Origin of the sequence: Streptomyces sp. 840.1 (genome assembly GCF_003751445.1) — a bacterium.
Taxonomy (GTDB): Bacteria; Actinomycetota; Actinomycetes; order Streptomycetales; family Streptomycetaceae; genus Streptomyces.
Genome location: NZ_RJUU01000001.1, coordinates 2,869,904 through 2,895,938, shown reverse-complemented (window position 1 = coordinate 2,895,938; position 26,035 = coordinate 2,869,904). Strand labels below are relative to the sequence as shown.

Sequence of the window (26,035 nt, the reverse complement as noted above, 5' to 3'; positions counted from 1 at the left end):
CGCCTGCCGTTCGGTTCCGGTACGCGGCCGCGCGGGCGGCCGGTGGTGCTACTTGGCGCGGCCGAGGCCCAGTTGGCCGGCCCAGCCGCCGTCCACGCGCAGCAGCTCGCCGGTGATGTACGAGGAGTCCTCGCCGGCCAGGAAGGACACCGCGCCGGCCACCTGCTCGGGCGTCGCGAACTCGCGCAGCGGCAGCTGGCGTTTGATGCTCCGGCCGCCGTCCTTCTCCAGCAGTGCGCCGATCAGGTCGGTGGCGGTGAACCCGGCCAGGACCGCGTTGACCCGGACCTGGAAGCGGGCCAGTTCGACGGCGACCGCCCGGGTGAAGGCGTTGACGGCTCCCTTGGAGGCCGAGTAGTTGGACTGGCCGACCCAGCCGCCCTCGCCCATGACCGAGGAGATGTTGACGATGTTGCCCTCGCGCTGCGACATGAAGTGCCCGGAGGCGGCCCGGGTGCAGTGGTAGACGCCGCCGATGTTGACCCGGAGCACCTCCCACCAGTCCCCGGGCGACTGGTCGAAGACGAGCCCGTCGCGGGCCACTCCGGCGTTGTTCACCAGGATGTGCAGCCCGCCGAGGCCGGCCACGGTCTCGTCCACCAGGCGCTGGGCGGCGTCGGGGTCCGCCACGTCGGCCTGGAGGGCTATGGCCCGTCCGCCCAGCGCGGTGATCTCCTCGACCGTGCGTTCGGCCTCGTCCTTGCGGGAGCGGTAGTTCACGGCTACGGCGGCACCGTCGGCCGCGAGACGGAGCGCGATGGCCCGCCCGATGCCGCGGGAACCACCGGTGACCAGAGCTGCCCGGCCTTCGAGGGTCATCGTTTGTCTCCTTATCCAGATGAATTAACGGACGCGGCAATTCCGTGGGCGCCGAATGACGCACAGCGAATTCCTGGCACGGAACGGCACATACCGAATAGCCGGTCAAGCGTATCCAGCAGAACCGGCCGCACGGCCGGACTTCCGATGCCACCTCGGCGTCCCGCCGTGTTCCTTTGGGGGCATCACCGCGCCCGGCCGGGCCGTTCCCAAGTGGTCCGGCAAGGGTCACGGGAATTGGCCTGGATGCATCCACCGGACCGCTGCGAGTCTCTTTTCACTACGACAGCGAAGGGCGGTAAACAGATGAGGAAGAAAGGCAATTCACCTTCCGTCATCGTCGGCTACGGGCACGCGGGCCGCGATCTGCACCATCGCGCGCTGCGCGACCTCACCGGCGGCCGGTCGCTGGTGATCGCCGTCGACCCGCGTCCCGCCGAGGTGATCGGCGGGGAATGGGTACCGGACATCCGCGGCGCGGTGGCGCAGCTGTGGGCGGAGGGGCACCGGGTGGCCGACGCCGTCTTCCACGTGGCCGTGCCGCCGAACGCGCACCGGGACTGCATGGAGCAGCTCCTGCGCGTCGGCGCCCAGCGCTTCATCCTGGAGAAGCCGATCGCCAACACCGTCGAGGACGCCGCCCACTTGGTGGATCTGGCGGAGGCCACCGGGTCCGTGGTGCTGCCGATGAGCGTCTGGCCGGCCAGCCGGGTCACCGAGGCCGCGGAGGAGCTGGTGGCCTCCGGGGCGATCGGTGAGCCGGTCTCGTACCACATGGAGCAGAGCAAGCCGCGCTTCCGCCGTTCGCTGCAGACCCAGGGCCACGGCAGCGCCTTCGAGGTGGAGCTGCCGCACCAGCTGCTGCTGGCCCTGCACCTCGCGGGGTCCGTCGCCGAGGTCACCGGCTCGCGCGGCTGGGACCTGCCACTGCCCTTCGGCCGGCTCGCCAGGATGGGCGGTGCCGAGGTCAAGCTGCTGCACACCTCCGGCGTCCGGACCACGCTGTACACCGACCTCGCCTCGCCCGTACGCCGCCGCCGGCTGCACATCCACGGCTCCGAGGGCACCCTCGTCGCGGACTACCCCGTCTCCGGCGACGACGACTTCGGCCAGGTCCGCATCGCCGGACGCCCGGTCCGCAAGGTCGTCCAGGACGCACCCCTGACCCGGTTCATCGAGCAGGCCTACGAGCACTTCCGCGGCGAGCGCCCGGCGCCGCGCAGCGATCTCGCGCTGCACCTGGAGTCCATGGAGCTGCTCGACACCGCGCGCGCCGCGGCGTTCGCGGGCTCCGGCACCACCGCCCCGCAGGAAGCGGCATGAGCACCGTTCTGATCATCGAGCCCCGCTCCTCGGGGCGGGAGCTGGTGACCCGGGCGCACGAACTCGGGCACACCGTCATCGTCCTGAGCTCCGCCACCGGGCCCGGCCAGGACCAGGGGAAGGCCGACCGGGTGATCACCGCGGACACCTTCGACCGGGCCGCCGCGCTCGACCTGATCCGCGCCCTGCACGCCGAGTCCCCGCTCGACGCCGTGCTGCCCGGCTTCGAGCACTTCGTCTCGCTCGCCGCCCACGCCTCGGCCGCGCTCGGCCTGCCCGGCATCGCCCCGGACGGTGTGGAGCCGCTGCGCCACAAGCACCGGATGCGCCGGGCCCTGGACGCGGCGGGGCTCGACCAGCCCCGGTACCGGATCGTCTCCGGCGCCCGGTCCGCCGCCGCCGCGTACGCGGAGCTCGGGCCGGTGTGCGTGGTCAAGCCGGTCGACCAGTCGGGGAGCCTCGACGTGCGCCGGGTGGGCTCCGGGGCGGAGGCCGTCGGCGCGTTCCGCAAGGCGCTGCGCTCCGGCCGGGGCAACGGCTCGCGGGGGCTGGGCCTGGTGCTGGTCGAGGAGTACGTGCAGGGGCCGGAGTACAGCGTCGAGGGGTACGTCGAGGACGGCCGGGTGCACGTGCTCGCCATCACCGAGAAGATCCTCGGGGCCGAACCGCACTTCGTCGAGGTCGGGCACATCGTGCCGGCCCGGCTGGAGGCGCGGACCGCCCGCCTGATCAGGTCCTACACCGTCCGGGTGCTGGAGGCCGTCGCCCTGGGCATCGGCCCGTTCCACGCCGAGCTGCGGATGTCGGCGCGCGGCCCGCTGCTGATGGAGGTCGCGGCCAGACTGCCCGGCGACCGCATCCCCGACCTGCTGCGCCTGGCCTGCGGCCACGACCTGTACGAGATCATGCTGCGCTGCTACCTGGGCCTGCCCAACCCCGCACCGGCCGGGCGCCGGACCGGCACCCGTGCCGGTATCCGCTACTTCCTGCGGCCCGGTCTGGACACCTACCGCGAATTCCGCGTCGACCCGGTGATCGAGTCCGATCCCCGGGTGCGGGAGATAGGCGTCCTCCTGCCGCCGGGCAGTGCGCTGCCCGACCCCGGCAGCTCGGCCGGCCGGCTCGGCTACGTGCTCGCCGCGGGCGCCTCGTACTGGGAGACCGCGGGGGTGCTGCGGCGTGCCGAGCGCGCCGTGACCTTCAGCTGAGCCACCCGCACGTCTGTCCCGACCATCCGGAGAACCGATGAACCGCCATGTCCTGATCCTCAACCGCTGGGCCAACTCCTTCGCGGAGTACCACCGTTACCTCGACCACACCACCGACCGCTACGCCTATCTCACCACCGCCGCCGGCCGCCGGCCGCTCGACGAGGAACTGGCCGAATCCGTGCGGGTGCTGTCCGATCTCACCGACACCGCCGAAGTCCTGGCGCAGACGGCCAGGCTGATCGGCCTGTACGGCCCGTTCACGCACGTGCTGGCGCTCTCCGAGTTCGACCTGGAGGCGGCGGGCGAGATCCGCCGGCACTTCGGCATCCCGGGGCGCGGCCCCGCGGAGGTCGCCGCCGTACGGGACAAGGTCGTGATGAAGGGCCTGGTCGCGGCGGCCGGACTGCGGGTCCCGGAGTTCCGGGAGACGCCGACGGCCGCCCTGGTACGGGAGTTCGCCGCCCTCCAGGGCTACCCCTTCGTCCTGAAGCCGCGCGCGGGCGCCGACAGCCAGGGGGTGCACGTGGTGCGCTCCCGGGAGGGGCTGGAGGCGCTGCTGGACGAGGCCGACCTGTCCGACGCCCAGTGCGAGGAGTTCGTCGACGGGGTGCTCTACCAGATCGACGGCGTGGTGTCGGGCGGCGAGCTGCTCACCTCACGGTCCTGGCGCTGCGGCGCCAGCTGCCTGGACTTCGCCACCGGTACGGCCTTCAGCTCGGTCGCCAACGACGACCCGGAGTTCGAGGAGCGGATCACCGTCTTCGCGGAGCGGGTCTGCGCCGCGCTCGGGCTCACCGACGACGTGTTCCACCTGGAGGTGTTCCGCACCGCACACGCCGACGGTGACGACCTGGTGTTCCTGGAGATCGGGGCACGCGCCGGCGGCGGCCAGGTCCGCTACGTCTGGCAGGAGGTCTACGGGATCGACCTGGTGGCCGCCTCCGCGCTGGTGCAGCTCGGCGAGGAGCTGCGGATCGAGCCGATGGACCTGTCCGGACCGGTCGCCGGGTATCTGATGATGCCCGAACCGCCGGTCCGCCCGGCCGTCGTGGAGTCGGTGACCTCGCTGGTGGACCGGGTGCCCGAGCTGTACGCGGAGACGCTGCCGCCCCCCGGCACCGTGCTCAGCGGCAACGGCGGCGCCGTGCACACCGCCGGCACGTTCCGGTTCCGGGCGGCCACCTCCGCCCGGGTCGAGGAGGCGATCCGGCACACGCTGGCCGCCTACCGCCTGGACTGGCACCCGCTCGACGCGCACTCCGCCGCCACCCGGGGACCGGCAGCCCGGGAGGCGGCCCATGTCGTCCTCTGAGCTCCTGGACCGGGCCGGGCAGCAGGCCCCCGAACCGCCGCGCGGGCTGTGGCACCACCGGGACTTCCGCAGGCTCTGGGCCGGGCAGACGGTTTCGCTGCTCGGGTCCCGCGTCACCGAACTGGCCCTGCCGGTCGCCGCGATCGTGCTGCTCGACGCGGGCCCGGCCCAGCTGGGGCTGCTGAACAGCGCCCAGTACCTGCCGGTGCTGTGCGTCACCCTGTTCGCCGGGGTGCTCGCCGACCGGGTGCGCCGCCGCCCGCTGCTGATCGCCGCCAACCTCGGACGGGCCTCGATCCTCACCGCGGTGCCGCTGCTCGCCTGGCTGGGCGGTCTCGGCGTCTGGGCCCTGTGCGCCGTGGCGTTCGCCACCGGGGTGCTCACCGCCCTGTTCGACGTGGCCTACCAGGCGTACGTCCCCTCGCTCGTGGCGAAGGAGCAGCTGGTCGAGGGCAACAGCAAGCTCCAGGCCAGCCGTTCGGTCGCGGAGACCGCCGGGCAGGGGCTCGGCGGCACCCTGATCCAGGTGCTCACCGCACCCGTCGCGATCCTGGTCGACTGCCTGGGCTACCTCTTCGCGGCCGCCATGCTGCTGCGCATCCGCACCCCGGAGACCCGGCCGGCCCGCCCGGACGGTGCCCGCCCCTCCATACGCAAGGAGATCGCCGCCGGGCTGCGCATGACGCTGCACAGCAGGCTGCTGCGGGTGATCATGCTGCACGCGTCCCTGTACAACCTGCTCTGGGACGTCGTCCTGGTCGTCTTCCCGCTCTACGGCATCCGGGAGCTGCACCTGGGCCCGGCCGGTCTCGGCGTGATCATCGCGGTCGGCAGCCTCGGCGCGTTCGCCGGGGCACTGTCCGCAGGCCGGCTCGGCGCGCGGCTCGGGGTGGGCCGGACGATGGTTTTCGGCATGGTGGTGGCCTCCGCCTCGACCCTGCTGCTGCCGCTGGCGCCCGCCTCCGGCAGCGGCCATCTGCTGCTCGGCGTCGGGTACGTACTCAACGGCTTCGGCATCGCGATCTTCAACATCCACTCGATCACGCTGCGCCAGGCGACCGTGCCCGCCGAGCTCATCGGCCGGGTCAGCGCCACCTTCCGGTTCCTGACCTGGGCGGTGATCCCGCTGGGCGGCCTGCTGGGCGGGCTGCTCGCGTCGGCGGTCGGGCCGCGTGCCGCACTCGCCGTGACCGCGGGCGGGCTGACCGCGGGCGCCCTGGCGTTCCTGTGCTCCCGCACCGCCGTACGGTCATGAGCCGCCGTACGGTGAACCGTTTCCCGTTCCGCTTCCAGGAGGCAGATGTGTACGTCAAGGTATGTGGCCTGAGCCGCCCGCAGGACGTGGCGGCCGCCGTCGCGGCCGGGGCCGACGCGATCGGCTTCGTCCTCACGCCGAGCCCGCGCCAGGTCACCCCGGCCGCCGTCCGCGCGCTGGCCGGTGCGGTGCCTGCGGGCACCGCCACGGTCGCCGTGTTCCGCGGTGAGCCGCTCGACGAGGTGCGCCGGGCCGCCGCCGACGCGGGCGTCGACACCGTGCAGCTGCACGGCTCGGAGCCGCCCGAGGCGTTCGCGGCGCTGCGCTCGGACGGGTTCCGGCTGATCCGGGCCGCGTCGCCCGGGAGCGGGGCCCCGCTGGAGAGCGGTGCGTACGGCGAGGACCTGCTGATCATCGACTCGCCCAGCCCCGGTTCGGGCGAGCGCTGGGACCCGGCCGCGCTCGGCGGCGCCCCCGACGGCCCGTGGCTGCTGGCCGGCGGGCTGACCCCGGACAACGTCGCCGGTGCGGTGGCGGGCCTGCGGCCCTGGGGGGTCGACGTCTCCAGCGGCGTCGAGAGCTCCCGGGGGGTGAAGGACCCGGCGCTCATCGAGCGGTTCGTGACCGGGGCCAAGGCGCTCGGGTAGGCATCGCGACCCCGCCGCCGCGCTGCCTCCAAGTGCGGACGGACTGCCTCCTAAGGCGGATTGAGGACGGATGGACGCGGCCCGCACTATCGGATGGCCGCTTCCCGGACGCGCAGGGGAGCACCCGGGCACGCTCCCGGTGCACGGCACCTCGTCCACCTCAACCGCCGAACCACCAGGGGGATCCATGTGGCTGCCCGCTTCCGGGAAGCACCACGACTTCACCGAGCGCTATCTCGCCCTGCACGACCGGTACACCGCGGGCGAACTCGGTGAGGACGAGTGGCGTGCGTGGGCCCAGCGGCAGTTGCGCGAGGTCGTCGCGCTCGCCCAGGGCGGTTCTCCCTTCTACGCCCGGCACCTGGCCGGTGTGCGCGCCGACGCGCTCACCCTCGACGGGCTGAGCGCGCTGCCCTTCACCACGAAGGACCATCTGCGCACGGCCATGTCCGACATCCTCAGCCGTGATCTCGACGAGGCGTGCTTCTACTACGAGACCACCGGCACCACCGGGCCGGCCACCCCCTGCCCGCGCGACGCGCGCGAGGTGATCGCCTCCAACGCCCATGTGACGGAGAGCTGGCGGAACATCTTCGCGGACGTCTTCGGCGACCGGGCCCCGCGCGTCGGCGTGATGGGCCCCACCGAGGTGCACTCGCTCGGTGACACCCTCGGGGACGTGGCCCGCAACGTGGGCTCGGCCGTCGCCAAGATCTGGCCGTACTCCCCCGTCATCGGCTTCCCCAAGGCGCTCCAGCTGATCCGGGACCTGGCCCTGGACGTGGTGTTCTGCACCCCGAACGTGGCGCTCTCGCTGGCCAAGGCCGCCCGTGCCCAGGGCCTCGACCCGCGGCGCGACTTCGGCGTCAAGGTCTTCCTGGTCACCGGTGAGATGTGCACGCCCGACCTGGCCCGGCAGATCGACCAGGCCTGGGGCGCCCGGACCTACAACGCGCTCTACGGCTCCCAGGAGACCCTGGTCGTCGCCTCGGCCTGCGCACACGGCAGGCTGCACCTGGCCCGGCCCAACTACGTGGCGGAGCTGGTCGATCCGGACACCGGCGCCGCGCTCGGCGACCGGGGCACCGGCGAACTCGTCGTCACCATGCTGATCGACGGCATCAAACCGCTGATCCGCTACCGCACCGGCGACCTCGTCGAACTCGCCGGCAACGACTGCGGCTGCGGCATCCGGGGCCCGGTGATGCGGGTCGTCGGCCGCACCCGCGACCGGATCGTGCTCGGCGGCCGCAGCTTCCAGGCCTGGCAGATCGAGCGGGCCGTGCTCCAGCGCATCGACCACAGCTACGGCTACCAGGTCGTCATCGACCGGGACGCGGAGGGCGAGGACCTGATCACCGTCCGGCTCGACCTGCCCGACGGGCCCGAACCCGGGCTGGCGGCCGCGCACGCGGCGCGGGTGGCGGACTCCCTCGGGGTGCGCTGCCGGGTGGAACTGCCCGACGAGCTGGACCCGGTCACCACGACCGGCGCCTTCGTCAGCTGGAAGGCCGCACGCATCCACGACCGGCGGACCGCCGTCGACCACGAGACGGCCGCCGCCCGCCGGCTCGCCGGGGCACGGGGGCACCGCGCATGACCGAGCCGCTGCTGCACCCGCACGGCCACAGCCGCCGCGGCGCCGGGGACCGGTCCGACCCGACCCCGTTCCCCATCCTGTGGGAGCCCGCCCGAATACCGCACTCGCCGCTCCTGCGGCCCGGCACCCTGCGGGTCGGCACCCTCGGGCCGGACGGCACCACCTCGATGGTCGCCCTGGGCCGCCTCGGCTACCGGCTCGCCCACCTGGGCGGACCCGAGATCGAGGCCGTGCCGTACGACTCCTTCGAGGAGCTGCTCGCGGCCGTCGGCAGCCGGGGCGGCCCCTCCTACGCCCTGGTGCCGGGGGCCGCCGAGTGCGCGACCCGGTTCTTCTGGTCGCCCCGGCTGCGACTGGACGCCACCTTCTCCAGCCCGACCCCCGAGTACGGCATCGCCTCCTACCGCACCGGACTGCGCGAGGGCATCCTGCGCCTGGCGACCCTGCACGAGACCCGCCGCCTGGTGGAGCTCCTGGACGGGGCCGAGGGCGGGCGGGGCGGCTACGAGATCGCCTGGGTGCCCGCCGAGTCGACCATGCACGCCGCGCAGCTGGTCACCGAGGGACGCGCGGACGCCGCCGTCACCAACGAACCCGGACGCGCCGCGCACCGGCTGGAGTTCCAGGTCTCGCGGCCGGGCGTCCCGATGGTCTGGATGGTGTTCGGGCCCGCGGTGCTCGCCCGGCCCGGTGCCACCACCCCGTGAGGCGCCCGCCCGCCCCGGACGACGCCGTGAACACCGCTATCCCAGGAGTTGATCGTGACCACTGACCGCCGGCTGCTGCTGCACGACGTCACCGTCCAGGAGGGACTGGGCCGCGCCTCGCTGCCCGCCCGGTCGGTGCTGCTGGACGGCGAGCGCATCGAGGCGGTCCTGCCGGCCGGCGGGGCGCCCGCCGAGGGCGACTTCGTCCGCTGGGACCTGGCCGGGACCACCGTCCTGCCCGGCATGACGCTGGGGCACACCCACATCGCGTACGTGAACGTCACCACCGGCCGCGAAACCCTGTTCAAGTACCGGGTGCCCGAGGTCGCGATGCACGCCGCCCGGCATGCGGCGGACCTGCTGACCTGCGGGTACACCGCGTTCGTGGGGGCCGGTTCGGTCGCCGGGATCGACATGGCGCTGAAGAACGCCATCGCCGCCGGAGCCATCAGCGGCCCGCGCATCACCCCGTGCAGCCGCGACCTGATGGTGTCGGGCCCGCCCGGACGGCGCTCCCCCGAGCTGAAGGAGCGGATGCCCCGGGACCTGATGCCGGTGGTGGACGTCCTCGGCGACCTGGTGAAGTACACCGAGGAGGAGATCGACGAGGGCGCCGAGATCATCAAGGTCTTCTCCTCCGGCGACGACACCTTCCCCAACGCCCGCTCGGACGAGCTCCTGTTCACCCGCGAGGAGCTGACCACGGTCGTGGAGACCGCGCACCGCCGCGGCGCCCGGGTGCGGGCCCACTCCCGGGGACTGGGCGGCATCCGCAACGCGCTGGCCGCCGGGGTCGACGTCATCGACCACGCCACCTACGCGGACGACCGGGCGCTCGACGAGATAGCCGAGCGGGGCGTGTTCGTGGTGCCCAGCCTCTTCCAGCCCGACCGGCTGCTCGCCCTGGGCGAGCGGTTCGGCAAGGCCCCGGACTATCTGGAGTCACTCGACTTCAAGGACGAGATCGAGAACACCCTGCGCTTCCTGCCCCGGGCGGAGGGCCTCGGCCTGAAGATCGTGCCCGGCGACGACTTCGGTTTCGCCTGGACCCCGCACGGCACCTACGCGGACGAGCTGGTGATGTACGTCGAGCGGGCCGGTATCGCGCCCGAGACCGTCATCAAGTGGGCCTGCGCCAACGGCGCCGAGCTGGCGGGGCGCGGCGCGGACGCCGGAGTGGTGGCGCCGGGGCGCCTGGCGGACCTGGTGGTCTGGGACCGCGACCCGGCGGCCGACCTGACGGTGCTCCAGGACAGGGGCGCGCTGCGCTCGGTGCTGATCGGCGGGGCCCATGTGGCGGGACCCGCGGCGCCGCCCGTGCGCTGAACCGGGCCGCTGGACCGGGCCGGACCGTTCACCCCGTGGGGCTGAGCAGTCCGGCCCTCTCGTTGCGGGGCAGCGACAGCAGCCGGGCGGTGTCGCCCCGGCCGGCGTGCGGGAGCAGCAGGATGCGCAGCAGGTCGATCATGCGGTCCATCAGTCCGCGTGCGGCGGCCAGGCCCTCCTCGTCCTCGCCCGGCGCGAACTGGTCCTGGACGAAGGCCGGGAAGCCGCTTCCGGGCACGATCATCCGGTTGAGCAGGACGTTGTCGATGAGCTGCCCGTAGACCCGGTCGTGGCTGTAGCGGCGCCCGGTGACCACGACTCCGGCGACCTTGTTGGCGAGGGGGCGGTCGAAGCGCAGGTGTCCGACGCCGGCCCGCTCGATGAAGTTCTGCATCACGCCGGCCAGGCCGAAGCCGTGGACGGGCGCCGCGTACAGCACGCCGTCGGCCCGGATCATCCGGTCCACCAGGGCGGGCACGTCGTCGTCCTGGGCGCAGGGCAGCGGCCGCACGTTGCAGTCGCCGCACGGGCCGCACGGGGTGATGTCGTACTCGGCGAGCGGGATCACGTCGAGGTGCACGCCGTGCTCGGCGGCCTGCGCGGCCATCATGCGCAGTACCCGCCCGGTGAGCCCGTCGGGGCGCTCGGAACCGTTCAGGGCGGCTATCGACGCCCAGGGACCGTGGTCGGCCATGGCTGTATCCCTTCGAGGAAGTTCGTGATGAAGGCCTGTCCGGTGCGGGTGGTGATGCTCTCGGGGTGGAACTGCACGCCCTGGACGGGCAGCCGGTGGTGGCGCAGTCCCATCACGCAGCCGTCCTCCCGGGCCCGTGCGGTCACGGCGAGCGTGTCCGGCGGCGGGTCGGCGACGGCCAGTGAGTGGTAGCGGGTTACCTCGGTGCCGTCGGCGAGTCCGGCGAAGACGCCGGTGCCGTCGTGGTCGAGGCGGCTGGTCTTGCCGTGCACGGTGCGCGAGGCCCGCTCGATCCGGGCGCCGAAGGCGAGTCCGATGGCCTGGTGGCCCAGGCAGATCCCGAGCAGCGGGACCCGGCCGGCGAAGTGGCGCACCAGCTCCGGGTGGCCGGAGTCGGCGGGGTGCCCCGGGCCGGGGCCGAGCACCACGGCGTCCGGGCGGCGGGCGGCCAGCTCGGCCGGGGTGTGCGCGTGGGCGGTGACGAGGTCGGTGCGGGCGCCCTGCTGACGCAGGTAGTGGTCGATGACGTGGACGAAGCTGTCGCGTGCGTCGACGAGCAGGATTCTCATGCGGTGAGCACCTCGCCGGTCAGCGCGGAGTACACGGCGCTCATCTTGATCAGTGTCTCGCCCCATTCGCCGTCGGCCGAGGAGTCGGCGACCACCCCGGCGGAGGCCTGGAGGGTGTAGGTGCCCGTGGCGGGGTCGTGGACGGCGGTACGGATGCACAGGGCGAGCGTCGCCGCCTGCCCGCGCAGGTCGATCAGGCCCAGCGCGCCCGCGTAGGCGCCGCGCGGCCGGCCCTCGATCTCCTGGATCAGCTCCATGGCGCGGACCTTGGGGGCGCCGGTCATCGTGCCGGCCGGGAAGGTGGCGCGCAGCGCGGAGAACACGTCGGCGTCGTCGGCCAGTTGGCCGCTCACCGTGGAGACGAGGTGGTGCACCTGGGCGAAGTGCTCGACCTCCATCATCTGTTCGACGGCGAGGGTGCCCGGTACGGAGACCCTGGCCACGTCGTTGCGGCACAGGTCGACGAGCATGATGTGCTCGGCGCGTTCCTTCTCGTCGGCGTGCAGCGCGGCCACCCGGCGGGCGTCCTCGGCGGGGTCGGCGGCCCGTGCGATGGTGCCCGCGATGGGCCGCATGGCCAGGGTGCGGCCCTCGATCCGCAGCAGCAGTTCGGGGCTGGCCCCGACCAGGGTGCGGCCCGCCCACGGCACCAGGTACATGTACGGCGAGGGGTTGCTCCGGCGCAGCCGGCGGTAGGCGTCGAGGGGCGCCAGGGGCGTCGTCACCTCGATGCGGTGGCCGATCTGGATCTGGTAGACGTCGCCGGCCCTGATGTGCTCCAGGCAGCGTTCCACCCGCTCGGTGAACTCCTCGCGGTGGACGGTGCGGCGCACCTCCTGCGGCCGGGGCGCGGCCGGCGGCTGGGTTTCGGCGTGGTCCGGCAGGGCCCGCACCAGTCCGGCGAGCCGGTCGCCCAGCAGTCCGGTGCCGCCGAACTCGTCGGCCTGCGCGCGCAGTTCGTGACTCTCGCCGCTGCCGAGGTGGTAGCTGACGACGTGCCGGAAGAGGGTGAGGGTGATCTCCGGGTCCTGGCCCGGTCCGAGCGGCGGCAGCTGTTCCAGGTGCCAGGCGGCCTCGTAGCCGAGCACGGCGAGGAATCCGAAGGCGTAGCTGTCGAGCGGTACGTCGGTGTCCACGGCGAAGGCCCCGCGCAGCGTCTCCAGCAGCCGCTGTACGTCACCGGCGGCGCCGTCCACGAGGGGGCGCAGCCGGTCCACCAGCCCGGGAGCCCCGTCCAGCGCGGCCTGTCCGTCCCGCACCGTGATCCGGGCGAGGGCCTCGGCGCCGACGGCTGCGAAGCGGCAGTCCTCGTCGGGGCCTGCCAGGCTCTCGAAGAGGAACACCTGGTCCGCACCGAGCAGCCGGCGCAGTTCGGTGGCCAGGGCGAGCGGGGCGTGCGGCGGCAGCGGGGTCCGCGCCACGCTCACCCGCACGGGTGCGGGGTGCGCCCGGGGCGGTGCTGCGGCGGGCTCGACTGCGGTGATGGTCATCGTGGGCGGTCTCTTTCCGGTACGCGGCGGAGGGTGGCTCGGCACCAGCCAACCAATTGCGCGTACCTGCGGAGCAGTCCACTGACCCGGGGTGGCGGCGGACCACTCGCCGCCTGCCCGGGGGCCGGTGCTAGTTCGCCGTCCCGCGCAGGAGTGCGGCGGCCTCCAGCAGCGCGTCCCGGCAGGTGTCCTCGCTGACGCCGGGGACCGAGCAGGCCAGCAGCAGCACCCGGCGGGTGGTGCCGGTCACCGCCTGGTGCACGCCGTCGCGGTGCGCGAACTGCGACAGCACGCGCTCCTCGTCGGCGAGCACCAGGCCGCCGGCCTCCAGGGTCACCGGGCCGTCCGCGCCGAGTGCGGTGAACTCCTCGGTGCCGTCGGTCAGCCGCAGCCCCACCTCGCCCACAAGCGCGTCCCGGTCGAAGAGGCCGAGCGCGACCAGGCTGCGTACGGCGACCGCGTTGACGGCGTCGACGGCCGGGTTGATCTGCGGCCAGGCGCCCAGCGGCTTGGCCCGCAGCCCCCGGTCGATCAGGGCCTGTACGGAGGGCGGCCGCTTGTCCGGGTGGGTGCCGAGCAGCCGGCTCAGCTCCCGGTAGGCGGCGACGTTGGGGGCGGCGCGCACCTCGGCACGGCTCCTGCCGTTCCACCGGGCGTGGGCCTCGGACCAGACCGCCTCGGCCGCCGAGGGGCCGGTGGCGCCGATGTCCGCCTCCAGGGTCAGTACGTGCACCCCGGGCACCCGCTCGCGGGCCTCGGGCGTCACGGCGACCCTGCGGAAGGTGGGGGTGCCCTGTGTGGTGGCGGTCATCGGGTTCCTCCGGAGAAGGTGAGGGTGTCCAGCGTATTCAGGTCCAAGTCCTCTGCGGTGAGGACGCGTTCGGTGTCGATGAGAATGTTGTAGTGGTTCGGCGCGTGGCACTCGTCAAATCCGGCCACCCGTCCGATCGGCCCGCTCGGGCCCGTCACCACGTCGCCCCGGTCGATCACCGTGGCCGCCGTGAACTCCGCGAAGCCCAGGAACCCGACGTGGTCGACCCGGTCCCCGGTGGCGGTGGGGCGGTCGGTGGTGGTGACCAGTTCGTGCACGTCGCCGGCGCGCACGCAGCGCGACTGCCAGGGCGACAGGACCATGCCCCGGTCGGTGCGCCGGTGGAACAGCAGCTTCACCAGATGGGCGTCGGCAGGCTCCTTGCCGGTCATCCGCAGCCGCTCCTCCCTGGTGCGGCCGATGGCGTACGCCTCCTCGACCAGATCGACGATGTGCGGGCCCCGGTCCGGCCCGCTGCGGCCGTCGCGGACCGTGCGGTGGAAGTCCGCCATGATCCCGGCGTACTCGTGGTCGAGGGAGGACTTGAACTCCTGGAATCCGTCGAGCATGTCGGCGTTCAGCTGCCGGCCGTCCTTGAGGTGGACGGTGATGTCCTTGCGCTCGCCGGTCTCCAGGGCCCAGTCCAGGTCCACCAGGACCGGGATGCCGTCGGGGGTGGCCAGGTGCAGTTCGGCGCAGAACTCGACGCCGGAGCGGACGTCGCCGATCGTGGCGTCCGTCAGGGTGAGCGGGCCGAGCACGGTCTCCAGTGCGTCCAGCGCGTTGGGGCCGTTGTCGATGACGCAGCCGCCGCCGCAGCGGTCGAGGTCCTGGTACCAGGCCTCGCTGCCGCTGTGTTCCTCGATCCGCTCCTGGTAGCGGCTGGTGACGTGCGAGATCTCCTGCCGGTCGGCCAACTGGTCCGCCAGTTGCTGGACATGGGTGTTGTAGCGGCGGTGGAAGGCGGTGAACAGGGTCGTGCCGTACTCGTCGGCCAGCCGTACCAGGTGGTGCGCGTCCTCGGCGTGGACGGTCAGCGGCTTCTCGCAGCAGACGTGCGCACCGGCCCGCAGGGCGTCGGCCACGACCGGGGCGTGCGCGTGGTTGGGCAGGGTGACCACCACGCCGTCCACGAGCCCCGAGGCGAGCAGTTCGCGGTGGTCGGCGAACACGGCTGTCTCCGGCGCGAATCCGGCCAGTTTCCGGCGGTCCAGATCGCAGACGGCGGTCAGCCGGAGCTCCGGGTCGTCCTCGATGGCCCGCAGGAAGAAGGGGGCGATGACGCCCAGTCCGATCACTCCGATACGCATGACGGTTCGGTCCTTTCCGATTCCTCGGTCGTTGGGGGGTGGTGCCGGGGTCCGGCTGCCTCAGGCGGCGGGCGCGAGGGCCCGCACGGCCAGCGCGTCGGGCGCCCGCACGGCCAGCTGCCCGGCGAGGGCCACCAGGCCGTCGGCCACCGGTCCGGGCAGCAGGACGCCCTCGCGGCGCGACTGCGCGTACCGCTCGGCCTCGGGGGCTCCGGGGTAGGTGACGCCCCGCGTCGCGTACGCGGCGGCCGGGGAGTTCACGACCGTGTCGAGCAGGCGGCGGTTCTCGGCGGCGATCGCGTGTGCCGAGCCGAACGCCGAGGGGTCGATCACGATCGCGGTGTGGCCCACGTTGTCATCGCCGGCCGGCTCGCCCTTCAGCACGCCGGGCCGGGGGCCGTAGGCGGCGCCGGAGAGCGGGCCGCAGAGCAGGTCCACCAGCAGGGCGAGGCCGAAGCCCTTGGCGCCGCCGGTCGAGGCGGGCCCGCCGAGCCAGGCGACGTCCGCCTCCTCCGCCATGAAGTCGGCCGGATCCGAGGTCGGGGTGCCGTCGTGGCGCACCAGCCACTCCTGCGGGACCTGCTGGCCCTCCCGGTGGGCGGCCTTGATCTTCCCGGTCGCGACCACCGTGGTGCTCATGTCGAGGACGAACGGCGCGCCCTCGGTCACCGGTACGGCCGCGCTCAGCGGGTTGGTGCCGAGCATCCGCACGGTGCCGCCCAGCGGCGGGGCGACGCCCTGGGCGCCGCAGTTCGTCATCGCCAGGCCGATCAGCCCGGCGGCCGCGGCCTTCTGCGTGTAGTAGCCGGCGCTGCCGAAGTGGGTGCTGTTGCGCACGGCGACCATGCCGATCCCGGTCTGCCGCGCCTTGGCCATGGCGATGTCCATGGCCAGGTCCATGGTGACGAGGCCGAGCCCGCGCTCCCCGTCGAGCAGGGCGGCCCCGGCGGTCTCCTGGACGACGCGCGGGGTGGCGCCGGCGTCTATCCGGCCGTCGAGCAGCCGGGGGGCGTAGATGTTCACGAGCCCGTTGGTGCCGTGTGTGGTGAAGCCGTTCGCGTCGGCGTAGGTGATGACGTCGGCGGCGGTGCGCGCCGATTCGGCGTCCAGGCCGCAGTTCGTGAGGACGTCCTGGACGAAGGTGGTGAGCTCGGTGAGGGGGACGCGGACAGTCATGGCGAATCCTTTTCCGGGTGAGGTCGTGCGGGAGGGAGCGGGAGGGGGAGCGCGTCAGGCGGTGCGGGCGGCGAAGGCGTGGACCAGTTCCTTGATGCGCCGGGCGTAGGTGTCCAGGTCGTCCAGGTGCACGAACTCGTCTGCGGTGTGGGCCCCGTTGGCGTCGAGCTGTCCCGGTCCGCAGGCCACCACGTAGCGGCCGGGGCCGGGCGCCCAGATCGCGTCGCAGGTGAAGGCGGTGCCGTCGGCCAGTCCGTCGTGCCGGAGGAACCCGGCGTCGTTCAGGACGAGTTCGGCATCGGCGTCGCGGTTGTTCAGGGTGGGCAGGCCCTGCTTCAGCCAGTCCAGGCGGACGATCCGGCGCCAGTCCTTCACCGTGCGGCGGCTGAACGGGTCGTGGGCGTGCAGATGCGCGAACTCGGTCCGGGCCTCCTCGATCAGCACCTCCAGGGAGGCGGCGAGCAGTTCGGCCTGTTCGGTCGCCGGGTAGGCGATGTTGAGCAGCAGCTGCCCACCGCCGTAGACCCGGTTGTGCGCGCTGCCGGTGTGCAGGCCCGAGACGCAGAGCTTGGCTCCCATGCCGTGGGCGAGCGGGCCGAGCCGGCGGGCGAGGAAGTCCGCGAGGAAGCCCAGGAGCACGGTGGCGTTGTGGCCGTCCCCGGGGTGGTCGTCGGTGGAGTCCTGGCCGTCGACCGTGATCCGGGGGGTCATGGCGGCGGTGCAGCCGTCCATGAAGGTGTTGCCGGTGGGCTCCGCGAACACCATCAGGCGCCCGGTGAACCCCGCGTCGACGAGCGCGCGGGTGCCGTAGGTGCCCATCGCGCCGCCCTCCTCGCCGGGCACGGAGGCGATCTGCACCTCGATCCGGCCGTCGAGGCCCGGGTCCTGCGCGAAGGCCGCGGCGACCCCGGCCGCGGCGGCGATCCCCGGGCCCTTGTCGTCGACGGCGCCCCGGCCGTACAGGATCCGCCCGTCCAGCTTCGGCGGCACGTGCGGGCCGACCGTGTCCACGTGGAAGTTGATGACCAGGCGGCGCTCCTGCGGCTGCGGGGCCCCGTGGGCGACGACCACCGAGGGCTGCCCGGCCAGGAACGCGGGCAGGTCGCGGGCGGCCTCCTCGCGGACCGGGGCGGGCACCTCGGGGCGGTCGAGGAGTTCGGGCCCGGGGGCGCGGTGCAGCACCGTGCGGAAGCCGCGCTCGGCGGCGCCGGCCAGGAAGACGCGCTGCGCGCGGGCCGCCCCGTCCAGCGGGCCGCCCTCCAGCGGCGAGACCGAGTCGACGGCCATCAGGTCGGTGAGCCACTCCAGGTCGCCGGCGTCGAGGCCGCCGCGGGTGCGGGTGGTGCGGGCCGTCTCAGCCATGGTGGCTCCCCTCCCAGTACATGGGGCTGTCCGTGGAATCGATGAAGGCCCGGCTTTGTGCGGTGCCGAGCAGTGCGGCGCAGCGCCGGGCGTACTCCCGGTAGCCGTCGGCCAGCGCGGCGGGGTCGCCCGCCAGGCCCAGGTGCGGGATGCGGGCCAGGTGGGGTTCCAGGCTGTAGTAGCCCCGGTAGCCGTGCTGCTCCAGCAGGTTCACGCAGTCCACGACGTGGGCGGTGCCCTCGCCGGGCATCGTGAACTCGGCCGCTCCGCCGGAGCCGACGCCGTCCTTGATGTGTACGTGTTCCACCCACGGCAGCACCCCGCGCAGGAAGTCGAGCGAGTCGTAGCCGTAGGCGAGGCCGTTGCCGGTGTCGAACAGCAGCCGCAGCCGGGGGCTCGCGACCTCCTCCAGCATCCGCACGGTGTGCGCCGCGCTCCGGCCGGCCCAGCCCTGGCAGTTCTCGTGCAGCAGGGTGACCCCGAGCCGCTCGGCCTCGCGGGCCAGTCTCTTCATCCGGCGCAGCGCCTCGGAGCGCCATTCGCGCTCGGGGCGGCCGTCGTTGGGGTAGGACATGACCCGCAGCCGGTCGCAGCCGAGCAGGGCTGCCACCTTGGCGGAGCGTTCGAGGGCCGCCAGCTCGTCGTCCATGGGGGTGGCGACGGTGGTGGACCAGGAGCCCACCGGCGTGTCGACGACGGGCACCCGCAGACCGGCGACGATGGTGCGCCGGGCCAGGTCGGCCGCGTCGCCCGTCGGCAGCTCGTGCAGTCCGAGGCCGTCGACCGTACGCAACTCGACGGCCTCCATGCCCAGTTCGTGGTGGATGGCCAGCTGGCCCGCCAGGTCGGGGGCGGCCTCGTCCCCGATGCCGCACAGCCGGTCCGCGGCGATGCCCGGGGTCTTCGCTACCGACATCCCGTTCACCTCCCCGCAGCGCAGAAGCGGCTGACGGCTGCCACGACCCGCTCGGCCGCGCCCGGTGCCATGTCCGGGTGCAGCGGCAGCGCGAGGGACTCGCGGGACAGCTGCTCGGCGACGGGGAAGTCGCCGGGTCCGTGGCCGAGATACGCGAACGCGGGCTGGAGGTGCAGCGGGCGCGGGTAGTAGACGGCGGTCTCGATGCCCTCCTTCGCCAGCTGGGCGCGCAGCTCGTCGCGCTGCTGGGCGCGTACGACGTAGGTGTAGACGGCGCGGTCCTGGAAGCCGGCCGGCGGCGGCAGCAGCGCCGGGCCCAGCGGGCGCAGTCCCTCCTCGTAGATCGCGGCGATCTCGCGGCGCCGCTCCAGCAGCCGGTCCAGGTGCGGGAGTTTGCGCAGCAGGAAGCCTGCGGTGAGCTCGTCCATCCGGCAGTTGAAGCCGAGCAGCTCGTGGTAGAAGCGCTTGCCGGCCGGCTGGCCGTGGTTGCGGAGCATCCGTGCGGTGCGGGCGAGTTCGGGGTCGTCGGTGACGATCATCCCGGCGTCCCCGATGCCGCCGGCGGGCTTCGCCGGGAAGAAGGAGTACACCCCGGCGTGCCCGTGGCGGCCTGCGGGCCTGCCGTCGACGGTGGCGCCGAGCGCGATCGCACTGTCCTCGACCAGGTGGAGTCCGCGCCGGGCGGCGAGCTCGGCGAAGGCGCCCATCTCCGGGGAGCCGGAGAACAGGTAGGCCGGCAGCAGCGCCCTGGTGCGTTCGGTGACGGCGGCCTCGGCGGCGGCCGGGTCGAGCAGGCCGGTCTCGTGGTCGACGTCCGCGAAGACCGGGCGGGCGCCGCGCAGCGCGACGGTGGAGGCGGTGGAGACGAAGGAGAACGCGGGGGTGACCACCTCGTCGCCGTCCCCGAGGCCGAGCGCGGCCAGGATCACGCTCAGCGCTCCGGTGCCGCTGGCCACGGCGATGGCGTGGGCCGCTCCGGTGCGTCCGGCGATCTCCGACTCCAGGCGCTCGACCCGGGACTTGAGGATGAACTCATCGCTCTCGGCGACCTCTCGGAAGACCTCCACGATGTCGTCGGCCCAGTCGGCCGAGCGGGCGGGCCAGTCGAAGTACGGGATGGCGGTGGTCACGATGCGGCTCCGTAGAAGGCGTGGATCAGGGCGGCGACGCGGTCGGCCTGCTCGTCGGTGAGGTCGGGGTACATCGGCAGCCCCAGGGCCCGGCCCGCGGCGGCCGAGGCGACCGGGACGGGGTGGCGGGAGCCCGGCAGCGGGGCCAGCAGCGGCTGGTCGGTGAGCGGGCGCGGGTAGTACGCCTCGGTGCCGACGCCGTTCGCCTCCAGGTACGCGGCCAGCTCGTCCCGGCGGTCGCACTCGATGAGGTAGACGTAGTAGACCTGGTTGCTCGGGGTCTTGGCGGGGGCCATCCAGGGGGTGTCGACGGTGCCGGCCAGCGGGGCCAGCAGCCGGTCGTAGCGGGCGGCCAGCCCGGCGCGCCGCTCCGTCTCCTCGCTGAGCCGTTCCAGGCGGTGCAGCAGGAACGCGGCGTGCAGTTCGTCGCAGCGGCTGTTGTAGCCGAGCTCCTGGTAGACGTAGGCGCCGTCCGTGTCGTACGCGCCGTCCGTGCCCTGGCCGTGCAGGCGCAGCCGCCGGGCCGCGGCGGCGATGCCGTCGTCGTCCGTGAGCAGCATCCCCGCGTCGCCGAGCGAGCCCAGCGTCTTGGTGGGGAAGAAGGAGAGGACGCCACCGCTGCCCCACAGACCCGCGTGCACCCCGCCGGCCCACATGTCGATGCCCTCGGCGCTGTCCTCCAGGAGGATCAGTCCGTGGCGGTCGGCCAGGTCCTTCAGCACCTCCATGTCGGCCATCTGCGAGAACAGGTGCACCGGCATGATCGCCCTGGTCCGCTCGGTGATCGCGTCCTCGGCGCGCCGGGGGTCCATCGCGTAGCTGCCGGGCAGCACGTCCACCAGCACCGGTTCGGCGCCCACGTGCAGGACGGCCGAGGCGGTCGCGAAGAAGGTGTACGCGGGGACGATCACCTCGTCGCCGGGGCCGATGCCCGCCGCCCGGAGCAGGATCACCAGGGCGTCGGTCCCGTTGGCGACGGCCACCGCGTGCCGGGCGCCGGTGCGGGCGGCGATCGCCGTCTCCAGTTCGGCGGTGACCGGGCCGGAGGTGAACCGGCCGGAGGCGGCGACCTCGCGGATGCGGGCCTCCAGCCGGGGCCAGTCGCGGCGGACGGAGGCGGCGCCGCTGAAGAAGGGGATGGCGGTGGCGTCACTCATCGGGTGGCCGCCTTCAGGGAGGAGATCAGCCCGGTGACGGCCCGGCGGCGGCCGGCCGCGTCCCGGGCGGCGCCGATCGCCTGGAGCAGCGCGCTGCCCACGATCACGCCGTCCGTCTTGCCGTGCAGCGCGGCCACGTGGTCCGGGCGGGAGATGCCGAACCCGACGGCCATCGGGGTGTCGCCGGCCGCGCGCACCCGCTCCAGGTAGGCGTCGATGCCGGGGTCGAGCTCGGAGCGGACCCCGGTGACGCCGTTCGCCGCGAGGACGTAGAGGAAGCCCCGGGAGGCGGCGGCGGAGGCGGCCATCCGCTCCGGCGAGCTGCCGGGCGCGGTGAAGAAGGTCTGGCCGAGCTCGGCCGCCTCGGCCTGGGCCAGCCACTCGGCGCCCTCGCCGACCGGCAGGTCGGGGACGACGAATCCGTCGGCGCCGGCCGACCTGGCGTCGTCGTACAGCTGCGTCAGGCCGTAGCGCAGGAACGGGTTGCAGTAGCCCATCAGCACGATCGGCGCCTCGACTCCCGCGGCGCGCGCCTCGGCGACGACGTCGAGGGTGGCGGCCGTGGTGGTGCCGGTGTCCAGGGCGGCCTGCCCGGTGGCCTGGATGACCGGGCCGTCGCCGAGCGGGTCGGAGAACGGGACCCCGAGCTCGATCACGTCGGCGCCGGCGTCCACCGCTGCGGAGATCAGGCCGACGGTCTCGCCGAGGTGCGGGTAGCCGGAGGTGAGGTAGGCGACGAGGGTGGTCTCGTCCTTGGTCCGGTTGTCGGTGAAGGTCTGTTCGAGGCGTTTCATCGGGCGGTCTCCTCACGCTGCTTCAGGGCGGCCATGGCGGAGGTGAGGTCCTTGTCACCCCGGCCGGAGAGGTTGACGAGGACGGTGCTGCCGGGTGCGGACTGGCGGGCCACCTTCAGAGCGCCGGCCACCGCGTGGGCGGACTCCAGGGCCGGGAGGATGCCCTCCTGCGAGCTGAGCGCGGCGAACGCGTCCAGCGCCTCGTCGTCGGAGGCGGAGATGTACTCGACCTTCCCGGTGTCCTTGTAGTGCGAGTGCTCGGGGCCGACGCCCGCGTAGTCGAGGCCGGGTGCGATGGAGTGGGTGAGCTGGATCTGCCCGTCGTCGTCCTGGAGCAGGTAGGTGCGGGTGCCCTGCAGGACGCCCGGGTCGCCGTAGAGCAGCGGGGCCGCGTGGCCGCCCTGACCGCCCTTGCCCTCGCCTGCGGCCTGTACGCCGACGAGGCGGACCGGGTCGTCGAGGAAGGCGCTGAACATGCCGGCCGCGTTGGAGCCGCCGCCGACGCAGGCCACGACCGCGTCGGGCAGCCGGTCGTTCTCCTCCAGGAACTGGGCGCGGGCCTCGCGGCCGATGACCGACTGGAAGTTGCGCACGATGGTGGGGAAGGGGTGCGGGCCGACGACCGAGCCGAGCAGGTAGTGCGTGGTGTCGGGGCGGGCGATCCACTCGCGGATCGCGGCGTTGATGGCGTCCTTCAGGGTCGCCGTGCCGAGGTCGACCAGCACGACGCGGGCGCCGAGCAGCTCCATCCGCTGCACGTTGGGTGCCTGGCGCTCGGCGTCGACCCGGCCCATGTAGATGGTGGCCTCGAGGCCGAGGTAGGCGCAGGCTGCGGCCACGGCCACGCCGTGCTGGCCGGCGCCGGTCTCCGCGATGATCTGCTTCTTGCCCAGGCGGCGGGCGAGGAGCGCCTGCCCGACCGAGTTGTTGATCTTGTGGGCGCCGGTGTGGGTGAGGTCCTCCCGCTTGAGCCACAGCTTGACGCCGTTCTCGGTGACGCCGAGCCGGTGCAGCTCGGTGATCGGGGTGGGCCGCCCGACGAACATCTTGAGCAGCTTGTCGAGCTCCGCGTTGAACTCCGGGTCGACCAGGGCCTTCTGGTACTCCTCCTCCAGCTCCTGCAGCGGGCCCACCAGGGTCTCCGCGACGAACTGTCCGCCGTACTCGCCGAATCGGCCGTTCACGAGGCCACCTCCAGAATGGGGACCCCGGTGAAGGACCGCAGCTGGGCGGCGGGGTCGGGGCTGCTGAGCAGGGATTCACCGATGAGCGCGGCGTCGAAGCCGTGCGCCGCGATGCGTTCGATGTCGGGCCGGCCGCGAAGGCCGCTCTCGCTGACGGTCAGTACGCCGCGCGGGATGTCGCGGCGGAGCCTGGCCGAGTTGTCCAGGTCGACCGAGAAGGTCTGCAGATCCCGGTTGTTGATGCCGATGATGCGGGCCCCGGAGCCGAGCGCCCGGTCCACCTCGTCCTGGGTGAAGGTCTCCACCAGTGCGTCGAGGCCGAGACCGTGCGCGGTCTGCACCAGGTCGGTCAGCAGGGCGTCGCCGACGGCGCGGGCGATGATCAGGACGCCGTCGGCGCCGCTGTCGTGGGCGAGCGTCAGCTGCCGGATGTCGACCATGAAGTCCTTGAACAGGACGGGCACGGTGACGTCCGGGTGCTCCGCGACGGTACGGACCAGCTCCGGCGAGCCGCCGAAGAAGGGCGTGTCACCGAGTACGGAGATGGCCGAGGCGCCTCCGTCGATGTACTTCCTGGCGGTGGGGACGGCCTGTCCGGGGTCCAGGAGCTGTCCCTTGGACGGGGACTTCGGCTTGATCTCGGCGATGACCGAGATCTCGGGACCGCCCAGTGCGGCGGCGAACCGGCCGGGTACGGCGGCCTTGCGGCGGCCTCGGGCGGCCGCGTCGGCTGCCGCCGGGCCGCTCCAGGCGGCGCGTTTGGCGGCGACTATCTCATCGAGGTGCGTGGCCATCAGAGGCTCTCCCGGGTGATCGTGGTGCGGGCGGGGCGGGCGTGCGGCGCGGCGAGCCGGACGGCCAGTTCGGCCGGTGCTCCCCGCTCTACGGCGTCGCGGGCGAGGGTGAGCGCGGACGGCAGGTCCGGTGCCTGTCCGGCGAGCTGGAGGACGGCCGCCGCGTTCAGCAGCACCGTGTCGAGCAGCGGGCGGGGCGCCGTGCCGGCCAGGACCTGGCGGGCGAGGACGGCGTTGCGTGCCGGGTCACCGCCGGCCAGCTCGGCGCGGCCCGCCGGGCGCAGGGGCAGCCCGGCGGGGTCGACGGTGGACTCGGTGAGTTCGCCGCCGTCCGCCTGGAGCACCCGGGCGGGGCCCGAGGTGGTCAGCTCGTCCATCCCGTCGTAGCCCTGGATGACCCAGGTGCGCCGGTAGCCGAGCAGGGCGGCGGCCTGTGCCAGGACCTCCTGGTCCTGCCGGGTCGCGGTGCCGATGAGCCGGCCGGTCAGGGGTACGGGGTTGGCGAGCGGCCCCGACAGGTTGAACAGGGTGCGGAAGCCGAGCCGGCGGCGGACCGGGGCCAGCCTGCGCAGCGCCGGGTGGAGCGCGGGGGTGAAGAGGAACGCGAACCGGTGGCCGGCCAGCAGCTCCCCGATGCGCTCCCCGGGGTCGAGGTCGATGCCCAGGGCCTCCAGCAGGTCGGCGCTGCCGCAGGAGGAGGTCGCCGCCCGGTTGCCGGCCTTGGCTACGGTCGCCCCGGCCGAGGCGGCGACCAGCGCGGCCAGGGTGGAGATGTTGACCGAGCCGCTGCCGTCACCACCGGTGCCGACCACATCGACCGCCGGTCCCGTCCAGCCGACCGGCCTGGCCACCGCGAGCACCGCCCGCACCGCCGCCGCCACCAGGACCGGGGTGGCCCCGCCGACCGCGACCGCGGTCAGGAAGGCCGCGGCCTCCACCTCGCCCGTCGTCTCGTCCAGCAGCTCCGCGACCGCCTCCCGGGCCGCCTCGGAGGACACCGTCCGGCCCGCGACCGCGTCCCTGGTGACGGCGGGGAGCGCACGGCCGCCGAGCAGGGTGGCTGCCATCACAGCACCGCCACATTGCTGGCCGCCTCAAGCTTGTTGTGGGTGTCCAGGACGATCGGCGGGATGCCCCACAGGAGGTCCTGCTCGAGCCCGGGGACGGCGGTGACCAGTACCGCGGCGTCCAGCTGCGCGAGCTCCGTCACCGCCCACTCGGCCGCCGCGACCGGCTGCCCGTCCACGACGAGGTCCGGGACGAGCGGGTCGTGGTAGGAGACGGTGGCCCCGGCGGAGCGCAGCCCCCGGATGACGTCGAGGGCGGGGGCGTTGCGCAGGTCCGCGACGCCGGACTTGTAACTGACGCCGACCACGAGGACCTTGGCGCCGCTCAGCGCGGAGCCGCGGGCGCCGATCAGCTCGGCCAGCCGGTCCACGACCTGGCCGGGGCGCTGCTCCACCCGCTCGAACGCGGCGGCCACCAGCTTCATGTCGGTGCCGAGCCGGTCGGCGGCCTCGCGCAGGAACAGCGGGTCGACGGGGATGCACTCGCCGCCCACTCCGGGCCCCGGGTAGTGCGGAAGGAATCCGTAGGGCTTGGTGGAGGCGGCGTCGATCACCTCGCGGACCGGTATCTCGAGCTGCCGGCACAGGTCGGAGAGTTCCAGCGTGAGGCTGATGTTGACCAGCCGGAAGGTGTTCTCGAAGACCTTCGACAGCTCCGCGACCTCGGTGCGCGAGACCGGCACCACCGTCTCGCAGACCAGCCCGAACAGGGCGGCCGCGCGGCGGGTGCACTCCTCGGTGAGACCGCCCACCACCTTCGGGGTGTTGGCCAGGTTCCAGCCGCCGGTGTTGGCGGGGTCGACCCGCTCCGGGGCCATCGCCATGTGGAAGTCGGTGCCCGGCTCGAGGCCGGTGGCGTCCGCGAGGGCGGCCGCGGCGGCGGCGGTGGTGCCCGGCGGGACGGTGGACTGGAGGATCAGCAGCGTCCCCCGGCGCAGCAGCGGCGCCACCGAGTCCATCGCGGAGTTGACGTAATCCAGGTTGGCCTGCTGGTCACCGGTGACCGGGGTCGGGACGCAGACGATCAGCACGTCCGAGCCGGCCAGCTCGCCCGGCTCGGTGGTGGCGCTCAACTTGCGGCTGACCGAAGCGAGTTCGGCATCGCTCACATCCGGCAGATAGGAACTGCCGCGCGCCACCCGGTCGACCCGCTCCGCGTCCGTGTCCAGCCCGCGGACCGGAAGGCCCGCCGTGGCGAAACCGAGACCGAGCGGGAGACCGGTGTAGCCGAGTCCGACGATTCCCACGCGCAGGGTACGGCTCCCGATCTTCTCGTCGAAGACCTGTGCGCCGTCCCGCCCGTGAATCGCGGGAGCGATTACGCCAGTCATTGCAGCCATGGGATTCTCCCTCTGAGTGCTATAAATAAAGGCCGTTGGCG

The 26,035-nt window shown here is 73.4% G+C and carries 24 protein-coding genes; 8 read left to right on the top strand and 16 right to left on the bottom strand.

Features of this window, described 5'->3' with window-relative positions; translation table 11 throughout:
• Window positions 1-48: 48 nt before the first annotated feature.
• The gene (locus EDD93_RS13285; protein ID WP_123525349.1) at window positions 49-819 is read right to left on the bottom strand and encodes a 3-oxoacyl-ACP reductase family protein; all 771 of its coding nucleotides are present in this window, start codon (window positions 817-819) and stop codon (window positions 49-51) included.
• A gap of 306 nt (window positions 820-1,125) precedes the next feature.
• Between EDD93_RS13285 and EDD93_RS13280 the strand changes: the two genes are divergently transcribed.
• The 8 genes from EDD93_RS13280 to EDD93_RS13245 all read left to right on the top strand — a co-directional run bounded on the left by EDD93_RS13280 (window position 1,126) and on the right by EDD93_RS13245 (window position 10,200).
• A complete protein-coding gene (locus EDD93_RS13280) occupies window positions 1,126-2,142 on the top strand; it encodes a Gfo/Idh/MocA family protein (RefSeq protein WP_185092304.1) in 1,017 nt (338 codons plus the stop codon).
• On the top strand, window positions 2,139-3,350 hold the full coding sequence (locus EDD93_RS13275) for an ATP-grasp domain-containing protein (protein ID WP_123525347.1): 1,212 nt from the start codon (window positions 2,139-2,141) through the stop codon (window positions 3,348-3,350). The genes EDD93_RS13280 and EDD93_RS13275 overlap by 4 nt, the downstream gene beginning before the upstream one ends.
• A gap of 37 nt (window positions 3,351-3,387) precedes the next feature.
• Window positions 3,388-4,665 (top strand): acetyl-CoA carboxylase biotin carboxylase subunit family protein, encoded by a 1,278-nt coding sequence (locus tag EDD93_RS13270; protein WP_123525346.1) that lies wholly within the window; start codon window positions 3,388-3,390, stop codon window positions 4,663-4,665.
• Window positions 4,652-5,920, top strand: coding sequence for an MFS transporter (locus EDD93_RS13265; protein ID WP_123525345.1), 1,269 nt, complete (start codon window positions 4,652-4,654; stop codon window positions 5,918-5,920). Before EDD93_RS13270 ends, EDD93_RS13265 begins: the two co-directional genes overlap by 14 nt.
• On the top strand, window positions 5,917-6,567 hold the full coding sequence (locus tag EDD93_RS13260; protein WP_221217310.1) for a phosphoribosylanthranilate isomerase: 651 nt from the start codon (window positions 5,917-5,919) through the stop codon (window positions 6,565-6,567). The genes EDD93_RS13265 and EDD93_RS13260 overlap by 4 nt, the downstream gene beginning before the upstream one ends.
• Window positions 6,568-6,754: 187 nt before the next feature.
• A complete protein-coding gene (locus EDD93_RS13255; protein ID WP_123525344.1) occupies window positions 6,755-8,167 on the top strand; it encodes a phenylacetate--CoA ligase family protein in 1,413 nt (470 codons plus the stop codon).
• Complete coding sequence (locus tag EDD93_RS13250; protein WP_123525343.1) at window positions 8,164-8,874, top strand: prephenate dehydratase; 711 nt, start codon at window positions 8,164-8,166, stop codon at window positions 8,872-8,874. The genes EDD93_RS13255 and EDD93_RS13250 overlap by 4 nt, the downstream gene beginning before the upstream one ends.
• Before the next feature lie 54 nt (window positions 8,875-8,928).
• Window positions 8,929-10,200: an amidohydrolase family protein gene (locus EDD93_RS13245; RefSeq protein WP_185092303.1), complete on the top strand. Its 1,272-nt coding sequence runs from the start codon at window positions 8,929-8,931 to the stop codon at window positions 10,198-10,200.
• A 28-nt stretch (window positions 10,201-10,228) separates the two neighbouring features.
• On the opposite strand, the gene EDD93_RS13240 is transcribed toward EDD93_RS13245, so the two are convergent.
• The 15 genes from EDD93_RS13240 to EDD93_RS13170 all read right to left on the bottom strand — a co-directional run bounded on the left by EDD93_RS13240 (window position 10,229) and on the right by EDD93_RS13170 (window position 25,994).
• Complete coding sequence (locus EDD93_RS13240) at window positions 10,229-10,894, bottom strand: flavodoxin family protein (protein ID WP_123525342.1); 666 nt, start codon at window positions 10,892-10,894, stop codon at window positions 10,229-10,231.
• Window positions 10,864-11,463 (bottom strand): aminodeoxychorismate/anthranilate synthase component II, encoded by a 600-nt coding sequence (locus EDD93_RS13235; protein ID WP_123525341.1) that lies wholly within the window; start codon window positions 11,461-11,463, stop codon window positions 10,864-10,866. The genes EDD93_RS13240 and EDD93_RS13235 overlap by 31 nt, the downstream gene beginning before the upstream one ends.
• Window positions 11,460-12,953 carry an anthranilate synthase component I family protein gene (locus EDD93_RS13230; protein WP_123525340.1) on the bottom strand — a complete coding sequence of 498 codons (1,494 nt, stop codon included), beginning with the start codon at window positions 12,951-12,953 and terminating at the stop codon, window positions 11,460-11,462. The genes EDD93_RS13235 and EDD93_RS13230 overlap by 4 nt, the downstream gene beginning before the upstream one ends.
• A 130-nt stretch (window positions 12,954-13,083) precedes the next feature.
• Window positions 13,084-13,764: a phenylalanine--tRNA ligase beta subunit-related protein gene (locus EDD93_RS13225; RefSeq protein ID WP_123525339.1), complete on the bottom strand. Its 681-nt coding sequence runs from the start codon at window positions 13,762-13,764 to the stop codon at window positions 13,084-13,086.
• Window positions 13,761-15,074 (bottom strand): Gfo/Idh/MocA family protein, encoded by a 1,314-nt coding sequence (locus EDD93_RS13220; protein WP_123525338.1) that lies wholly within the window; start codon window positions 15,072-15,074, stop codon window positions 13,761-13,763. Before EDD93_RS13220 ends, EDD93_RS13225 begins: the two co-directional genes overlap by 4 nt.
• A gap of 60 nt (window positions 15,075-15,134) precedes the next feature.
• A complete protein-coding gene (locus EDD93_RS13215; RefSeq protein ID WP_123525337.1) occupies window positions 15,135-16,250 on the bottom strand; it encodes an Ldh family oxidoreductase in 1,116 nt (371 codons plus the stop codon).
• Between the two features lie 54 nt (window positions 16,251-16,304).
• Complete coding sequence (locus tag EDD93_RS13210) at window positions 16,305-17,612, bottom strand: M20/M25/M40 family metallo-hydrolase (RefSeq protein WP_123525336.1); 1,308 nt, start codon at window positions 17,610-17,612, stop codon at window positions 16,305-16,307.
• Window positions 17,605-18,528, bottom strand: a complete 924-nt coding sequence (locus EDD93_RS13205; RefSeq protein ID WP_123525335.1) for a sugar phosphate isomerase/epimerase — start codon at window positions 18,526-18,528, stop codon at window positions 17,605-17,607. Before EDD93_RS13205 ends, EDD93_RS13210 begins: the two co-directional genes overlap by 8 nt.
• A gap of 5 nt (window positions 18,529-18,533) precedes the next feature.
• Window positions 18,534-19,658, bottom strand: a complete 1,125-nt coding sequence (locus EDD93_RS13200) for a DegT/DnrJ/EryC1/StrS aminotransferase family protein (RefSeq protein WP_185092302.1) — start codon at window positions 19,656-19,658, stop codon at window positions 18,534-18,536.
• A complete protein-coding gene (locus tag EDD93_RS13195; protein ID WP_123525334.1) occupies window positions 19,655-20,815 on the bottom strand; it encodes a DegT/DnrJ/EryC1/StrS aminotransferase family protein in 1,161 nt (386 codons plus the stop codon). The genes EDD93_RS13200 and EDD93_RS13195 overlap by 4 nt, the downstream gene beginning before the upstream one ends.
• On the bottom strand, window positions 20,812-21,609 hold the full coding sequence (gene trpA, locus EDD93_RS13190) for a tryptophan synthase subunit alpha (RefSeq protein WP_123525333.1): 798 nt from the start codon (window positions 21,607-21,609) through the stop codon (window positions 20,812-20,814). The genes EDD93_RS13195 and trpA overlap by 4 nt, the downstream gene beginning before the upstream one ends.
• Complete coding sequence (trpB, locus tag EDD93_RS13185; RefSeq protein WP_123525332.1) at window positions 21,606-22,793, bottom strand: tryptophan synthase subunit beta; 1,188 nt, start codon at window positions 22,791-22,793, stop codon at window positions 21,606-21,608. Before trpB ends, trpA begins: the two co-directional genes overlap by 4 nt.
• On the bottom strand, window positions 22,790-23,587 hold the full coding sequence (locus EDD93_RS13180; RefSeq protein WP_123525331.1) for an indole-3-glycerol-phosphate synthase: 798 nt from the start codon (window positions 23,585-23,587) through the stop codon (window positions 22,790-22,792). The genes trpB and EDD93_RS13180 overlap by 4 nt, the downstream gene beginning before the upstream one ends.
• The gene (gene trpD, locus EDD93_RS13175) at window positions 23,587-24,654 is read right to left on the bottom strand and encodes an anthranilate phosphoribosyltransferase (RefSeq protein ID WP_123525330.1); all 1,068 of its coding nucleotides are present in this window, start codon (window positions 24,652-24,654) and stop codon (window positions 23,587-23,589) included. Before trpD ends, EDD93_RS13180 begins: the two co-directional genes overlap by 1 nt.
• Complete coding sequence (locus EDD93_RS13170; RefSeq protein ID WP_123525329.1) at window positions 24,654-25,994, bottom strand: nucleotide sugar dehydrogenase; 1,341 nt, start codon at window positions 25,992-25,994, stop codon at window positions 24,654-24,656. The genes trpD and EDD93_RS13170 overlap by 1 nt, the downstream gene beginning before the upstream one ends.
• Between the last annotated feature and the right edge of the window lie 41 nt (window positions 25,995-26,035).

Excerpts from the sequence above, each read along its gene's own strand:
- EDD93_RS13195 (WP_123525334.1), bottom strand. The coding sequence starts at position 20,815 with ATGAGTGACGCCACCGCCATCCCCTTCTTCAGCGGCGCCGCCTCCGTC.
- EDD93_RS13265 (WP_123525345.1), top strand. The coding sequence starts at position 4,652 with ATGTCGTCCTCTGAGCTCCTGGACCGGGCCGGGCAGCAGGCCCCCGAA.
- EDD93_RS13220 (WP_123525338.1), bottom strand. The coding sequence starts at position 15,074 with ATGCGTATCGGAGTGATCGGACTGGGCGTCATCGCCCCCTTCTTCCTG.
- EDD93_RS13255 (WP_123525344.1), top strand. The coding sequence starts at position 6,755 with ATGTGGCTGCCCGCTTCCGGGAAGCACCACGACTTCACCGAGCGCTAT.
- trpA (WP_123525333.1), bottom strand. The coding sequence starts at position 21,609 with ATGAAACGCCTCGAACAGACCTTCACCGACAACCGGACCAAGGACGAG.
- EDD93_RS13215 (WP_123525337.1), bottom strand. The coding sequence starts at position 16,250 with ATGACTGTCCGCGTCCCCCTCACCGAGCTCACCACCTTCGTCCAGGAC.
- EDD93_RS13180 (WP_123525331.1), bottom strand. The coding sequence starts at position 23,587 with ATGGCCACGCACCTCGATGAGATAGTCGCCGCCAAACGCGCCGCCTGG.
- EDD93_RS13280 (WP_185092304.1), top strand. The coding sequence starts at position 1,126 with ATGAGGAAGAAAGGCAATTCACCTTCCGTCATCGTCGGCTACGGGCAC.
- EDD93_RS13225 (WP_123525339.1), bottom strand. The coding sequence starts at position 13,764 with ATGACCGCCACCACACAGGGCACCCCCACCTTCCGCAGGGTCGCCGTG.
- EDD93_RS13270 (WP_123525346.1), top strand. The coding sequence starts at position 3,388 with ATGAACCGCCATGTCCTGATCCTCAACCGCTGGGCCAACTCCTTCGCG.
- EDD93_RS13210 (WP_123525336.1), bottom strand. The coding sequence starts at position 17,612 with ATGGCTGAGACGGCCCGCACCACCCGCACCCGCGGCGGCCTCGACGCC.
- EDD93_RS13235 (WP_123525341.1), bottom strand. The coding sequence starts at position 11,463 with ATGAGAATCCTGCTCGTCGACGCACGCGACAGCTTCGTCCACGTCATC.
- EDD93_RS13230 (WP_123525340.1), bottom strand. The coding sequence starts at position 12,953 with ATGACCATCACCGCAGTCGAGCCCGCCGCAGCACCGCCCCGGGCGCAC.
- EDD93_RS13170 (WP_123525329.1), bottom strand. The coding sequence starts at position 25,994 with ATGGCTGCAATGACTGGCGTAATCGCTCCCGCGATTCACGGGCGGGAC.
- EDD93_RS13260 (WP_221217310.1), top strand. The coding sequence starts at position 5,917 with ATGAGCCGCCGTACGGTGAACCGTTTCCCGTTCCGCTTCCAGGAGGCA.
- EDD93_RS13275 (WP_123525347.1), top strand. The coding sequence starts at position 2,139 with ATGAGCACCGTTCTGATCATCGAGCCCCGCTCCTCGGGGCGGGAGCTG.
- trpD (WP_123525330.1), bottom strand. The coding sequence starts at position 24,654 with ATGGCAGCCACCCTGCTCGGCGGCCGTGCGCTCCCCGCCGTCACCAGG.
- EDD93_RS13205 (WP_123525335.1), bottom strand. The coding sequence starts at position 18,528 with ATGTCGGTAGCGAAGACCCCGGGCATCGCCGCGGACCGGCTGTGCGGC.
- EDD93_RS13250 (WP_123525343.1), top strand. The coding sequence starts at position 8,164 with ATGACCGAGCCGCTGCTGCACCCGCACGGCCACAGCCGCCGCGGCGCC.
- EDD93_RS13285 (WP_123525349.1), bottom strand. The coding sequence starts at position 819 with ATGACCCTCGAAGGCCGGGCAGCTCTGGTCACCGGTGGTTCCCGCGGC.
- EDD93_RS13240 (WP_123525342.1), bottom strand. The coding sequence starts at position 10,894 with ATGGCCGACCACGGTCCCTGGGCGTCGATAGCCGCCCTGAACGGTTCC.